The sequence below is a fragment of the Paenibacillus sp. MAEPY2 genome (assembly GCF_000499205.1).
GTDB lineage: Bacteria > Bacillota > Bacilli > Paenibacillales > Paenibacillaceae > Paenibacillus > Paenibacillus vandeheii.
On record NZ_AWUK01000024.1, the window covers coordinates 54507 to 69079 of the forward strand.

Genomic DNA, 14573 nt, shown 5'->3' on the forward strand with positions numbered 1-14573 from the left:
TATGCGTTCGGCTGCATGCCGATTGTCCGCTTGCTTTGCCTGATCCGTCTTCCCCACATGGTTTCGGAATTGCGTCTGGACGCTCCCCCAATAATTCAACCCTTATGGATATACCGGCGTCATGTTCAGCCCGAGGTTCTCCTCCCATCCCATCATCAGGTTCATATTTTGAATGGCTTGCCCGGATGCACCTTTCACCAGGTTGTCAATGACCGAAATAATCGTCAAACGACCTGTACGAGGATCAGCTGCAAATCCGATATCACAATAGTTCGATCCGTACACTTCCTTCGTTGAAGGCCAGATCCCCGGCTCACGCACACGCACAAAAGGACGATTCTCATAATATTTGCGGTACAGATCAACGATTTCACGGTCACTGTGTTCGCCAATTAGATTGGCATACATCGTACTCATGATCCCACGCGTCATTGGCACCAGCTGCGTTGTGAATGTTACTGTGACTGGAGTTCCAGTGATATTGCCCAGCACTTGCTCAATTTCGGGAATATGCTGATGTTTATTGAGTTTGTATGCTTTGAAATTCTCATTCATTTCTGCATAATGATTCGTCAGACTTGTTCCCCGTCCCGCACCCGATACTCCGGATTTGGCATCAATAATGATACTGGTAGGATCAATCCATCCTGCCTCAACAGCTGGAATTAATCCAAGTAACGTCGCCGTTGGGTAGCAGCCTGGGTTGGAAATAAAGTTCTTGCCCTTCACTTCGTCTCCATACACCTCTGCCATGCCATATACCGCTTGTTCCAACAATGAAGCAGATGGTGCAGGATGTTTATACCACTCTTCATACACCGTTCCATCCTTGAGTCTGAAATCTCCAGAGAGATCAATGACCTTAAGACCTTCTTCAAGCAGGCTTGGAACGATCTTCGCACTTACACCAGACGGGGTTGCTGTGAACACCAGATCTGCACGACTTGCGATCTCAGCCGGATCTACGCCGTCGAGTGGCCTCAGAATCACGTCCGTCAAATGCGGGAATCCATCTGCGATGGACTCACCACTGCTGGATGAAGAGATTACCGAAGTAATTTCTACCTGCGGATGGTTCTGGAAAAAACGAATCAGTTCCACCCCGCCGTAGCCGGTGGAACCGACGATTGCCACTTTTAATTTGTTATTCACTCTCGCTCCCCCAATCCTGTTGTATGCGCTACTTATAACTGTTCTCCTGCCCTCAAGGGACGTTCATACAGCAATTCCGTCGCTTCTATGCATATTTGTGTATTATTATACAACTCTAGTTATATAAATACAACACTCTACCATCAATTTAACACGGATAATGTTGTATCCTGAACATATCTTTCCAACATCTGCGGACGAACCCGTATACTTCTGCTAAAATACGTATTATAGGAAACATTACAACCAGGGTCTATTTCATAATCAATCTATACGAGGAAGGGTTTATGAATGGATTCATGATGGTCATTATGAGACATGGGGGACTACAGTGCATATCGAATCCATTTTACTTGTTGTACTCCTGGGCCTGAATATTATTTTCGCAGCAGCGGTCGTTTTCTTCGAACGAAAGGATGCAAGTGCATCCTGGGCTTGGCTGCTCGTCTTGAACTTTATTCCGGTTTTCGGGTTTGTACTCTATCTATTAACAGGGCAAAATCTGACGCGCTACCGGCTTTTCCAGTGGAAAGAGCGCAAGAAGCTCGGGCTTGAAGAACGTATTGCCGCCCAGCTTGAACAACTGCAAGACAACCGAACACCATTCCGTAATCAAGCGACAGAGAGCAGTCAGGACATGATTTATATGAACCTGAAGCAGAACGATGCTTTGTTGACCGAGGACAATGCGGTCGAGATTATTACCGACGGGACAGACAAATTCCAGCGGTTACTCGATGATATCGAAGCAGCGCAAGATCATGTTCATGTGCAATATTACATTTATAGGGGCGACCGACTCGGCAAAAGAATCCGGGATGCACTCATCCGCAAAGCGCGGGAAGGTGTCAAAGTTCGTTTGCTGTATGACGCGCTGGGCTCGCGGCGGGTATCCAAACGATTTTTCAAAGAATTACGCGAAGCAGGCGGTTTGGTTGAAGTCTTTTTCCCATCCAAATTCAGTCTGATTAACCTACGTATGAATTACCGAAATCATCGTAAAATCGTTATTATTGACGGTAACCTTGGATATACAGGCGGGTTTAATGTAGGGGATGAATATCTCGGCTTGAATTCCAAGTTCGGATACTGGCGCGATACGCATTTGCGTATTCAGGGTAATGCTGTTCATGCTCTTCAGACCCGTTTTCTTCTCGATTGGAATGAAGCGTCCAAGCAGCATGATACCCCTTATGTTCCGGCGCATTTCCCTCATATTGAGGGGACAGGAACAACTGCGATGCAGATTGTATCCAGCGGACCAGATGCTGAGACAGAGCACATCAAAAACAGTTATCTGAAAATGATCAATGGTGCCAAACACTCCATTCTCATACAGACGCCTTATTTTATCCCGGACGCCAGTGTATTCGAAGCCATTCGTCTTGCGTGCCTGTCAGGGATTGATGTTCGCATTATGATTCCCAATAAACCGGATCACGCCTTCGTATACTGGGCCACGCTGTCTTATATCGGTGAGTTGTTAAAAGTGGGGGCAACTGTATTTATATACGATAACGGCTTTATTCATGCCAAAACGCTCATTATCGACAGTATGGTCGCATCCGTGGGAACCGCTAATATTGATTACCGCAGCTTCCGCCTGAACTTTGAGGTAAATGCATTTATGTATGACGAAGCAATTGCGACTGCTCTTGTGCAGACGTTTGAGCATGATCTTCTTGTATCCCGTGAGATGACGCTTGATGAATACAATAAACGCAGTGTGAAGATCAAATTTAAAGAAGCGATTTCTCGTCTGCTGTCTCCGATTCTGTAGATATAATAGTGATAGTAGATATACAGTAAGTAGTACAGTGATTTTCGTTCAAAAGACAAAACAAAAAGCAAGTACTTCCTTTCCAGCCATGTCTGGTGGAGAAGTACCTGCTTTTTTTAGATTTATATGCTTACTCTTGTTAGTTAAACGAACTGCTTAAACTGCTCTCTGTTATCACGTGAATGTTAAGTTTAATTTATAAATTGCCTACTCGCTGTACCTCACACTTCCTCACGCTTAAAACCTTCACCCAATACTTCATGCGCATTGCTAATAATGACAAAAGCCCCCGGGTCAACGGACCGTATCAAGGCTTTCAGTCTCGGCACCTCATTCTGTCCAACGACCACCATCAGAACGGTTCGCTGATCGTCGGTGTAGCCACCTTTTGCCTCCAGCTTCGTCAGTCCGCGATCCAGATCATCCAGAATCACCTTCGTAATCGGTTCGGTCTGGTTGGATATAATGTAAGCTACCTTCGAGTAACCAAGCCCCATCTCGACGGCATCAATGACTTTTCCGGTAACGTATAACCCGATTAGAGCAAAAAGCGACTGTTCCAATGACAGTACAAAGGCAGCCATAATAATAACTGTAGCATCCATCATCACGACGCAAAGAGAATAACTTAGCCCACTATATTTTTGTACAATCCTGGCAAGAATGCTCATGCCCCCTGTTGAACCTCTCCCCCGATAGACAATCCCAATCCCGAGACCAACCCCAATTCCTCCATAGAGTGAACCGAGCAGTGGATTCGTTGTTGGAATCGCCCAATCTTTCGTGAGAAATACGAACAAAGGCAGAACGATACTGCCAAGCACTGAACGGATACCATACTGCTTGCCAATCAGGAGAAAACCCGCGATCAGAAGTGGAATATTAATAGCCCACTGAGTGTATGCCGGCTCAAGCCCCAGCCATTGTTTGCCTAATATTGATAACCCGGAAACCCCACCTGAAGCAATCTGATTCGGAAGTAAAAATAAATTAAAGGCCACGGCAATCAAAAACGAACCTAATATGATGGATACGGTATCCACGACGTTTCTCCATGGACCGTTCAGGGGAATGAGGGTAGTTAGCCTCTTCTTGCGGTTATTGTGTAAATGCTGTTGCTGCTGCATGTCATCGTGCTCTCCTTTTTTGTATATATGCTCAAAAAAAAGCCCCTGTATATACCCAGCATACGCCTACACGTATCGGGTCTATACAGGAACTTTTGATTAATCGGTTTCTACTTTAATCTGGCTGCGCAAATAACCGTCGATGAATCCATCGAGGTCGCCATCCATTACTGCACCAGTGTTTCCCGTCTCTACGCTCGTACGGTGATCCTTTACCATACTATAGGGATGGAATACATAGGAGCGAATCTGGCTACCCCACGCAATATCCGACTGTTCTCCTCGGATTTCGTCCAGATGCTGTTTTTGTTCTTCAATTTTACGTTCATACAATTTGGAACGAAGCATCGTCATCGCCCGCTCACGGTTCTTGATCTGTGAACGTTCATTCTGACACGTTACCACCACACCAGTTGGAAGGTGAGTGATCCGTACGGCTGAGTCGGTGGTATTGATATGCTGTCCACCCGCACCGCTCGCACGATACGTATCGATCTTAAGATCTTCTGTTCGAATATCCAATTCAATCGTGTCATCAATCTCAGGAACCACATCACAGGATACGAAGGAAGTATGCCTGCGTCCTGAGGAGTCAAAAGGTGAGATTCGCACCAATCGGTGGACACCCTTTTCGGCTTTCAGATACCCATAAGCATTATGCCCCTTGATGGATAATGTGACACTCTTGATTCCAGCCTCATCTCCTGCCAGATAATCCAGCACCTCAACCTTGAAGCCACGCTTCTCGGCCCAGCGTGTGTACATCCGCATCAGCATCTGTCCCCAGTCCTGTGACTCGGTACCACCAGCACCCGGGTGAAGCTCCAGAATCGCATTCATCTTGTCATACGGTTGATTCAGTAGAAGCTGTAGCTCGAACTCTTCTACCTTTCTCACGATGGCTGTCACACTGTTACCGATCTCCACAGCCAGATCATCGTCGCCTTCTTCGTCAGCCAGTTCTGCCATCATGACCGCATCGTCATAATCCTGCTGCAGCTTGGTGTACTGGTCCACAGAACCCTTCACCGCGTTTAGCTCAGCGATTAAGGCTTGTGCCTTATCATTATCATCCCAGAAATCCGGGGCGGACATCTTCACTTCGAAGTTCTCAATCATCTCTTGCTTGAGATCTAAGTCAAAGAGACCCCCTAAGATTTGTTAGTTTCTTGCCTATTTCACGCAGGTCCTGCTTCACGCTTGGATCGATCATGTGCAATTCCTCTTTTCATTAAGATAAGCTCCCCGCATCCAGGGCATTCCTCCAGATCAAGTATCTGATGCTTCACCTTGGAGTCTCGGTCACCTTTATATCGGCAATCCTCTTCTCCATGATCATGGTCACATAGTTATAACTATGCACCAATTACAGGTTATGCATCCTTCACTTGATCATTTGGAATACCCGGCTGCAAGGAGCCGTTCAAGTCATTCTATTTAAGTTGAGCCAAAGAATATTTACACTTACCACTCCGATGACAGAACAACCTTCCGATCGCTGTTATCCCCAGATTTTTTGATTTCCTTTTTCAAAGGTGAAAATCCGGGGATAAAGGCGAACGCTTCGCTTCTCCAGCTTATTTCTGTCCTCTACGTTCTCATGTAAATGTATAGTTCAACTTATATATAAGAATCCTTTGACTACTCTTGACCGTGGCAGTGTTTGAACTTTTTGCCGCTACCACATGGACAAGCATCGTTACGGCCGATTTGGTCAGACACTTTTACCGGACGTTTCTCCGTAGGTTCGCCGCTTGTTGAGATCTGACTTTCGTCAACAACCGCTTGACGCTCCTGGTTGCTCTCGATTTGTGCTCTCATCACATAGGTCGCCACTTCTTCCTGAATCGAAGCAATCATCTGATGGAACATTTCGAAGCCTTCGAACTGGTACTCACGCAGTGGATCTGTACCGCCGTAGGCACGAAGGTGGATACCTTGACGCAATTGATCCATCGCATCAATATGATCCATCCATTTGCTATCAACTGCGCGGAGCACAACTACTTTCTCGAATTCACGAACCATCTCTTCACCGATTCGCTCTTCACGTGCATTGTACTTGTTCTGAACTTTCTCAAACAGGTAGTCGATAATCTCTTCTGCTTCCTTGCCCCACAGGTCATCCTTCGTTACTGAGCCTTCATCCAGCAATTTGCTGTTCATGTAGTCAGCAACTTCTTGAAGTTCCCAGTTTTCCGGGATATCGTCACTGCAATGAGCTTCCACGATACGTTCAATGGAAGGTTTGATCATATCCATAACGATCTGTTTGATATTCTCGGACTCAAGCACCTCGCGGCGCTGTTTATATATAATTTCACGTTGTTGGTTCATGACATCATCATATTGGAGAACGACTTTACGTACGTCAAAGTTATTACCTTCAACCCGTTTTTGTGCCGACTCTACCGCACGGGTAATCATCCGGCTCTCAATCGGTTGGTCTTCTTCAAAACCAAGGCGTTCCATCATGTTCAGTACATTGTCTGCACCGAAACGTTTCATCAGCTCATCACCCAGTGACAGGTAGAACTGTGTGGAACCCGGGTCACCCTGTCGTCCTGCACGTCCACGCAGCTGGTTATCAATCCGGCGAGATTCATGACGCTCTGTACCGATGATGTGAAGACCGCCCACTTCAGCGACACCTTCGCCCAGGATAATATCTGTACCCCGTCCAGCCATGTTAGTTGCAATCGTCACCGCTCCTGCTTGACCTGCACCTGAGATGATTTCCGCTTCTTCAGCGTGGTACTTGGCATTCAATACCTGGTGTCTGATTCCACGGCGTTTCAGCATGTCCGAAAGACGCTCGGAGTTCTCAATCGATACCGTACCAACCAGAACTGGCTGGTTCTTGCTGTGACGTTCCACGATTTCTTCCACAACCGCTTTGAACTTGCCATCAATGCTCTTGTACACCACATCAGCCATATCATCCCGTTTGTTCGGACGGTTCGTTGGGATCTGCAATACTTCGAGACCGTAGATTTTTTTGAACTCTTCTTCCTCGGTCTTCGCTGTACCCGTCATTCCCGCAAGCTTGCGGTACATCCGGAAATAGTTCTGGAATGTAATTGTAGCAAGAGTCATGCTCTCGTTCTGTACTTCAATGCCTTCTTTGGCTTCAATCGCTTGGTGCAATCCATCGCTATAACGACGTCCTGCCATCAAACGGCCTGTGAACTCATCGACGATCAGTACTTCTTCATCACTCACCACGTAGTCAACGTCACGACGCATGATTACGTTCGCTTTCAATCCCTGTACGATGTGATGGTTGAGCGTAACATTGGCATGATCATACAAGTTTTCGATACCAAATGCTTTCTCTGCTTTTGCCACACCCGCTTCAGTCAGCGCTACGGATTTCACCTTGATGTCAACCGTAAAGTCTTCTTCTGGAACCAAACGTTTCACAAAACGGTCAGCTGCATAATACAGGTCCGTTGATTTCTGAGCTTGTCCGGAAATGATCAAAGGCGTACGTGCCTCATCGACCAGAATGGAGTCCACTTCATCAATGATACAGAAGAACAATGGACGTTGTACCATCTGCTCTTTGTAGAGCACCATGTTGTCACGCAGATAGTCAAAGCCAAATTCATTATTGGTTCCGTACGTAATATCACATGCATAAGCATGTTGTTTCAAAGCATGGTCCATACCGCTCAGGTTAACCCCAACCGTCATGCCCATGAATTCATAAATTTGTCCCATTTCCTGGCTATCCCGTTGAGCCAAATAATCATTGACCGTTACCACGTGTACACCTTTGGACATCAATGCATTCAGGTATACCGGGAGTGTTCCTACCAATGTCTTACCTTCACCCGTTTTCATCTCTGAAATCCGGCCTTCATGCAAAGCAATGCCTCCGAGCATCTGTACGTCATAGTGACGTTTGCCCAATACACGACGCGATGCCTCACGTACGGTTGCAAATGCCTCAGGAAGAAGTTCATCTGTTGTTTCTCCCTTTTCAATGCGGGCACGGAATTCATCCGTTTTGGCTTTCAGTTGGTCATCAGACAATGCCTGAAGTTGTGGTTCCAGTTTATTGATCACATCGACCGTCTTCATCAGACGTTTAACATCACGTTCGTTCATGTCGCCGAAGATCTTTTTGACAAGTCCTAGCATGGTATACCCCTTTCGTGCAAAACAGAATAGACCCCCTGCTGCCGCCACGCGACACCATCGGATGGATAAGAATCCACTTGCCCGGGGGTGACAAACGATATAAGTAATAATATGGATGAATCAACTCCAGGCTTGCCAAGGTTCCTCATGAAGCTGATTCGGTATTCAACCGGATCCGGTTATTAGAAATAAGCCGAATACCGAGCCTTATGAATCATGTTCATGGTGCTGTGCCTGTCATTGATTATGATTAGCGATCATTCGTTGACAATTCCTCATCAGGACAATGATTCTCTTGCATAAATTGTAACAGTTTGTAAGGGTCGCCGCAACACGCCATGACACACTTCTTTGAACTTTCGAAGCCTCTCCGATGGAGTTTAAGTGCAAAAAATCATAGTCGTTAGCGGAAGCCCTTGATTCTATCATTTCATTTTCCAGTTAGATAAGCCATGTTAACGAATTTTGGTGGTAAATTTGGATTAAAATCTCAATGTTGAGAAAAAGAACATATCCTCAGTAACATTTCCGTGAGTATTTGAAATTTGGTATTCTTCATTGCACGGATTTGTCTCATTCCTACTATATATTAGACGCAGTAGCATGGGAAATAGTTTCACAATCTTGCCCCAGCGACTTTTTTCCAGCCCGACAACGCACAAAAGAGCCCCATCCCATAAAGGATGGAGGCTCTTGTTAGTTTAATCCAATACAGGAAGCTGAGATGTCCCTGTGTTCATTCGCTATCAGTTAAGAAATTATTTTTCAATTCAATAGTTTAGTTACTAAACCAGGTTAGTGTACTAAATCAGTGCATTAGGTCAGTCAATTACACTGACTCCATTAACCTTGTTCGATCAAACCGTATTTTCCATCGTTCCGTTTGTACACAACGCTGACTTCTTCATTCTCAATGTTGGAGAATACGAAGAAATTGTGGCCAACCATGTTCATTTGGAGGATCGCCTCTTCCACGTCCATTGGTTTCAACATAAACCGTTTTGTACGCACCACTTCAAAATCATCATCGTCCGTATCCGTATCCAGTTCAGCAGTAGCTACTGTGCCTGTCGGATCTTCCACGAAGAGCGTTTTCAGGCTGCCTTCCTGGCGGAACTTACGGTTAATTTTCGTTTTGTGTTTACGGATCTGACGTTCCAGCTTGTCTACCACGGAGTCAATGGAAGCGTACATATCGTCACTCTCATCCTCGGCGCGGAGCACAATGCCTTTCAAGGGGATCGTCACCTCTACTGTATGCAAGCCTCTCGTCGTGCTCAGGGTAACAGCACCGTCAGAGTTAAGGGGTGCATCGAAATACTTCTCGAGTCTACTCAACTTTTTGTCGACATAATCCTTCAAAGCATCGGTAACCTCGATTTGTTGACCTCGAATACTTAAATTCATAGGGCACTCCTCCTTTTCCTTTGCCACTTCATTATAACACGAATGTAAGCGCCATGTAAAAACTCCAGGTGACCGAATAATGACATCTGTTCAAGCCACATCAGCCAATATAGGCTTACCGCCATATTTCGCGATATTTCACCATTTTGAGGCATAATCGTTAATTAACATGGATGGTCTTATTAGGCGCTTGATGATGTAATTAACCGTTTCCGAGCTCCTTCAATCTATTATGTAAAATGAATAAAAACTATAACTTGAATCTATCGAATTCATGAGAATAATGTTCTTCGGCGATTATCAAATTTCGAATCTATTAAAACAAAAAAAGACCCCGGAAAAACCGGAGTCTGATGCTAGCGATAATTCAATTGGTAACCATCTAACCATATATGTAGGTCGGATTGTCCGGATGATTATAATTTGATTACGTTAGCTGCTTGCGGTCCACGCGCGCCTTCGACGATGTCGAATTCTACGGATTGACCTTCTTCCAAAGTTTTGAATCCTTCGGATTGAATTGCGGAGAAATGTACGAATACGTCGCCGCCGTCTTCAGTTTCAATGAAACCGTAACCTTTTTCTGCGTTGAACCATTTTACTTTACCTTGCATGCACTAACATTCCCTTCGTCATCAAATGAAGTGAAGCTTACGGCCTTAACCTCTGCCCACAATTCAGATGATACCATCCAAACTTATCCATTGTCAATTGGTAAAGTAAATGTTTTCTTGGAATTTTTTGTAGATTAATTGGGGATTTTGAGGAATGATGAGGTATTGTTAATATATCAGGTTATTAGACTAGTGATATGCCTATTTTTATGTATTAATTAAAGATTAATTGGAATTCCTCTACTGTGCGGATAACATCAAAAATGATACAATTTATAGAGTTTTATATTACATATTTTTACTACAATAGCCAGAGGAGAATCAACGATGATTTATTCAAAGCATTACAGAAAGTGGACTTTACTAGCAATACTAATTTTCACCACCTTCACTTTATGCACATTACTAATGCTACCGACAACTGCCGCTGCAAAGGAAAAACAAATCTCTGCCGATCAACTCAAAAGTAAGAGCCGTCTTTCCTTCACACTGCGGGATGCAAATCAATCGTCTTACACCGTTTATATATTCGCGGATGACGAGCAGAAACACACCCTTACAGAGCCTAATGACTGGACAAACAATAAAACAGGTGACAAAAGTTATTCTGGAACGTATCGTGCAGCGCTTCTAAAAAAAGGTGCCAAGTATGGAAACGTTCAATCCACTAAGATACCCATCGAAACCATTATTTTGCCTCAGACCTGGAATTACACAATAAAAGGGAAAGAAGCAGGAACACCTGACATGTTAATGCTTACAGATTGGGGAACTTCCAACTTTAATGAGGTCCATACTTATATAATCCGTTCTGGTGTGTTACAACCAATAAAATTCACCGACAATAAAGGCAAAAAGATTTCCGACGCATACTGGGCTTCCAGAAATAATGGTATTCGCAGTCTATCAGGCTCCAGAGTACAATTCAAATATTATAACAATGTGCAATTCAAGTATGCAGTCGATACATTCAAGCTAAATGTTAGCAAGCTGGAGCTGCGTCTCAGCGATACCCGTTATTTGGATCAATCGTCTTGGCCAAACTCCGGAATGGGGGATCGCGCCTACCTGGAGAGTCTTATGGCGGCTGCATCAAAGGGTATGTTGCCAGGTCGCTCTGACATCAAGATTGGAATGACTCTCAAGTCCGTGCAGAGTAATCTAAATAAACCTAAGTCTCGTGGAAATGGTGAATGGGGAGCCTTCTATTACTATCCTCAATTTGGCTTAGGCTTTGATTCATACATGCATGAACTTAATGCCAAGTCACGCATAGCTATTCTGCAACTTTACAACGAGAAGCAGAATCTCGCTCCACAGAATGTGAGGCTATGGCTGGGTAAACCTTATAATGAATATTATAACGAAGCGGCCGGCGGATATGAAATGACTTACAGGTTGGGGAAACATACATTAGTGTTTAATTATGAAGGAAAAGATGACTTAATCGATTTTACAAATATTTATTGAGCAAGTACTATACCTACTCACCCTTTATATTCACATTTCCAGAAGTAACATCCCAATCGTTTTATGTACGAAGACCAGCATTGCAAAAAGCAATGCTGGTCTCAACAGTCAAAAATTTGCACTTTATTTACTTGCGTTTATCCATCAGATAACTATCTACTGCATAATTGTTTTCATATACGCTCCGCTGAGATCTTGCTGCACTTCGCTGGGTCAGCCACTGTTGCGCCTCATTTTTAAGAGATAACATGTGTCTCTGTATTCTCTGGTCATAGCCCAGAATACGCTTCAGCTCATCTTGCTGTTCGTTATCCATCTCTTGAACATAAAGAACCTCTTGTAGTCGTTCCACCAATACCTGTCTTTCATTAACGAAATTTTCGGTCTCATCAGAATTTTTTGATTCCAATTGCAGCATAAAACTATGTGTAAGATCCGAAAGTTCACTTAAAACCGTATTTATGGCTGCATGGTTACTAATCATTCATTGATGTCCCTAAATATTGCTTATTGGCGACAATCCAGGTTTCACGAAGTTCCTGCAAGTAGTTCAATGCCTCTTCTGCAGGTTGTGTCACTTTTTTAATATTGGATTGAATTAACAAATGATTCATATATTCATACATGGAGAATAAATTTTTAGATACAGGATACGAGTGATCCAAGGTAGACATCAGTTCACTAATTATCGTTTGGGCTTTCCCCAAATTAACGTTAGCCTTCATGTAATCCTTGCTTGAAATACCCTCTAGACCAACCTTCACAAATCGAATAGCACCATCATATAGCATAATAACCAACTGTCCAGGCGTAGAGGTTTGTACCGAGGATTGTTTATATTTCTCATAAGGAGATGTAATCATAAGGAATTATTCCTCCTTTAATTATTGAAAGTAACTTGATAAACTCGACGACTGTGATTGGAACTGGTTCATCGCTTTTTCCATGGCAGCAAACTGCTTATAATACCGAGTTTCCCAAGCTGTCATTTTTCTTTCCAGATCAGTAATTCTTTTGTTGTAATTCTTTAATTGCTCACCCATGATACTTTCAGTCTTTAATGTCATGCTGGCATCAGAATCTCTATTGGAAGTACCTACCTTTTTCACAAAAAGGTCTAATGTTGAATTTAACTCAGTTCTCAATCCACTAAAGATCCCTTTATCATCGATATTCGAACTGGAGCCACGGAAAATACTCAGAACTTTATCTGGATTGCTTGACAGTGCATCATTAAGTTTGGCTTCATCTATTTGCAACTTACCTTTTTCATAATATTGCCCTGTTGTTATTCCCGCCTCACTCAAACCCTTTAAGTTACTAGTAATTATAGTTCTCATTGAAGCTACTGTTGAGCTTAATATAGTGTCATTTTTTAAAAGCCCACTTTTAGCTCTCTCTTCCCAGTTCTTAATGTCATCTTCTGTCATATCTTTCTTTTGTTCAGATGTCAGCGGAGCATAATCTCTATACTTTTGTTCTGATAATTTAGTGTTCATTAACCCTAATAATTCGTTGTAGGTGTCAACAAATGATTTGATTGTTTCTACTGCTTTAGATGGGTCAGACTGTGTAGTAATTTTGGACGGAGTTCCAGATGTCTCTTCCAGAAACGTCAATTTAACGCCATTTACTGTTAGTGTATCGCTATCAGTGTCGAAAGGCTTACGTGTGGGATCTAAAGCACTAGTAATATAAACCTTACCTTTTGTAAAGTTAAGAGTCCCCCCTTCACCAAACTTTTTCCCGTTACCTAATGGATCTGCAGTAGTATCAGAGAAATTGAGTACTGAGAAAAGAGAACTGGATGTAGACTCGTTAACAACCGTTTCTTCACCTGTATCTGGATCGGTAACCTTTCTTTCGCCCAAATCCGTAATCGTTTTGCCAAACTCTTTACTAGTAATTGTGAATTTACCGCTTACCTCATCAAAAGCTGCGGTTACTGTAGGAATTGATGAGTTAATACGTGCAACCACAGTGGATATCGAATCCCCTTTTAAAAATTGAACTGTTTTCCCATTTATATTAAGGTCATAATCATTTAGTCCTGCATTACCTGATAACTCCCCCAACGTAGTGCTTGACTTCGCATTATCACCACCCGTTGTAAGCAAGCCCGAATTGCTCTGTATACCAGATTTTTTGGCGAGTGACTCCACTTCAACAGTCAAAGCTACAGCGCTAGCATCCGCGTTTGCTTCTGCTCTAACTGCTGTTGTATTACCACTGACAGTTGATTTTTGAGTATTTGTCGCTTTAGACATATTCATATCTGCAAGTTTTTGACTAAACTGAACGATTTTGCTGTTTAATTCCCTGTAGCTATTTCTTGTCCAATCGAGAATTTGTTTTTGTTGATTCAATTTATCCAATGGGACTCTCTTCACTGTCATCATTGATTTAACCATACTGTCGATATCCATTCCTGAAAAACCATTTATACGCATATTCATCTACCCAACCCCCTATACCTTTTCATCTATTATAATTCCGGCTATTTCCATCATCTTGGCAACTAAATCCAACGTTTTCTCTGGAGGGATTTCACGAATCAGCTCACCTGTTTCCTTATTAAGAACCTTCACCAGAATTTGATGCGTTTTCTCATGAACGCTCATTTCCAAAGTAGTTGAAGGCCCCTGAAGAGCTTTTACCGCCCTATCAATCGCTTTGATAAGGTGCTCCTCTCCAAAAGGAATGCTAACCCCTTGCTGTTCCAGCTTGGATAAATCCACTCCATTCCTGACTGCTTGCAAAAGTTTACTGTTTGGATTTTGGGATATATCGCTCGGCTGACTCATTGAACCTGACGTTCCATTCACCATATTCGTCGAAAGTGAAAATTGTAGATTCATTGTTCATCCTCCGATGGAA

The 14573-nt window shown here is 43.4% G+C and carries 12 protein-coding genes; 2 read left to right on the forward strand and 10 right to left on the reverse strand.

Annotated elements, in window-relative coordinates:
* Positions 1-102 precede the first annotated feature (102 nt).
* The gene (argC, locus tag P364_RS0118630) at positions 103-1152 is read right to left on the reverse strand and encodes an N-acetyl-gamma-glutamyl-phosphate reductase (protein WP_024631593.1); all 1050 of its coding nucleotides are present in this window, start codon (positions 1150-1152) and stop codon (positions 103-105) included.
* 331 nt (positions 1153-1483) lie between these two features.
* On the opposite strand from argC, the gene cls reads away from it, so the two are divergent.
* Positions 1484-2932 carry a cardiolipin synthase gene (cls, locus tag P364_RS0118635; protein ID WP_024631594.1) on the forward strand — a complete coding sequence of 483 codons (1449 nt, stop codon included), beginning with the start codon at positions 1484-1486 and terminating at the stop codon, positions 2930-2932.
* A gap of 221 nt (positions 2933-3153) precedes the next feature.
* Here the strand turns inward: cls and P364_RS0118640 are convergent, their stop codons facing one another.
* The 5 genes from P364_RS0118640 to P364_RS0118660 form a co-directional block, all read right to left on the reverse strand.
* The gene (locus P364_RS0118640) at positions 3154-4059 is read right to left on the reverse strand and encodes a YitT family protein (protein WP_024631595.1); all 906 of its coding nucleotides are present in this window, start codon (positions 4057-4059) and stop codon (positions 3154-3156) included.
* Between the two features lie 99 nt (positions 4060-4158).
* Positions 4159-5272 (reverse strand): peptide chain release factor 2 gene (gene prfB, locus P364_RS0118645; protein WP_152532723.1). Its coding sequence is split into 2 segments (ribosomal slippage): positions 4159-5199 and positions 5201-5272, totalling 1113 coding nucleotides; the frame shifts between segments, so codons are not numbered across the junction.
* A 428-nt stretch (positions 5273-5700) separates the two neighbouring features.
* Positions 5701-8205, reverse strand: coding sequence for a preprotein translocase subunit SecA (gene secA, locus P364_RS0118650; protein WP_024631597.1), 2505 nt, complete (start codon positions 8203-8205; stop codon positions 5701-5703).
* Between the two features lie 843 nt (positions 8206-9048).
* Entirely contained in the window at positions 9049-9612 is a 564-nt protein-coding gene (gene hpf, locus P364_RS0118655) for a ribosome hibernation-promoting factor, HPF/YfiA family (protein WP_024631598.1), read from the reverse strand.
* Positions 9613-10028: 416 nt separating this feature from the next.
* A complete protein-coding gene (locus tag P364_RS0118660) occupies positions 10029-10226 on the reverse strand; it encodes a cold shock domain-containing protein (protein WP_024631599.1) in 198 nt (65 codons plus the stop codon).
* A gap of 327 nt (positions 10227-10553) precedes the next feature.
* Between P364_RS0118660 and P364_RS0118665 the strand changes: the two genes are divergently transcribed.
* Positions 10554-11696, forward strand: coding sequence for a DUF4309 domain-containing protein (locus tag P364_RS0118665; RefSeq protein ID WP_024631600.1), 1143 nt, complete (start codon positions 10554-10556; stop codon positions 11694-11696).
* Between the two features lie 127 nt (positions 11697-11823).
* On the opposite strand, the gene P364_RS0118670 is transcribed toward P364_RS0118665, so the two are convergent.
* Genes P364_RS0118670 through P364_RS0118685 form a run of 4 tightly spaced genes read right to left on the reverse strand, consistent with a single transcriptional unit; the run spans position 11824 to position 14554 of the window.
* The gene (locus P364_RS0118670; protein ID WP_024631601.1) at positions 11824-12180 is read right to left on the reverse strand and encodes a flagellar protein FliT; all 357 of its coding nucleotides are present in this window, start codon (positions 12178-12180) and stop codon (positions 11824-11826) included.
* Positions 12173-12559 (reverse strand): flagellar export chaperone FliS, encoded by a 387-nt coding sequence (gene fliS, locus P364_RS0118675; protein WP_024631602.1) that lies wholly within the window; start codon positions 12557-12559, stop codon positions 12173-12175. The genes P364_RS0118670 and fliS overlap by 8 nt, the downstream gene beginning before the upstream one ends.
* A 21-nt stretch (positions 12560-12580) precedes the next feature.
* On the reverse strand, positions 12581-14152 hold the full coding sequence (gene fliD / locus P364_RS0118680; RefSeq protein WP_236642136.1) for a flagellar filament capping protein FliD: 1572 nt from the start codon (positions 14150-14152) through the stop codon (positions 12581-12583).
* Positions 14153-14164: 12 nt separating this feature from the next.
* Positions 14165-14554, reverse strand: coding sequence for a flagellar protein FlaG (locus P364_RS0118685; protein WP_024631604.1), 390 nt, complete (start codon positions 14552-14554; stop codon positions 14165-14167).
* Between the last annotated feature and the right edge of the window lie 19 nt (positions 14555-14573).

What these genes read in the sequence shown, in the direction of transcription:
- P364_RS0118640 (WP_024631595.1), bottom strand. Translation starts at nt 4,059, where the DNA reads ATGCAGCAGCAACAGCATTTACACAATAACCGCAAGAAGAGGCTAACT.
- secA (WP_024631597.1), bottom strand. Translation starts at nt 8,205, where the DNA reads ATGCTAGGACTTGTCAAAAAGATCTTCGGCGACATGAACGAACGTGAT.
- hpf (WP_024631598.1), bottom strand. Translation starts at nt 9,612, where the DNA reads ATGAATTTAAGTATTCGAGGTCAACAAATCGAGGTTACCGATGCTTTG.
- P364_RS0118660 (WP_024631599.1), bottom strand. Translation starts at nt 10,226, where the DNA reads ATGCAAGGTAAAGTAAAATGGTTCAACGCAGAAAAAGGTTACGGTTTC.
- P364_RS0118665 (WP_024631600.1), top strand. Translation starts at nt 10,554, where the DNA reads ATGATTTATTCAAAGCATTACAGAAAGTGGACTTTACTAGCAATACTA.
- P364_RS0118670 (WP_024631601.1), bottom strand. Translation starts at nt 12,180, where the DNA reads ATGATTAGTAACCATGCAGCCATAAATACGGTTTTAAGTGAACTTTCG.
- fliS (WP_024631602.1), bottom strand. Translation starts at nt 12,559, where the DNA reads ATGATTACATCTCCTTATGAGAAATATAAACAATCCTCGGTACAAACC.
- fliD (WP_236642136.1), bottom strand. Translation starts at nt 14,152, where the DNA reads ATGAATATGCGTATAAATGGTTTTTCAGGAATGGATATCGACAGTATG.
- P364_RS0118685 (WP_024631604.1), bottom strand. Translation starts at nt 14,554, where the DNA reads ATGAATCTACAATTTTCACTTTCGACGAATATGGTGAATGGAACGTCA.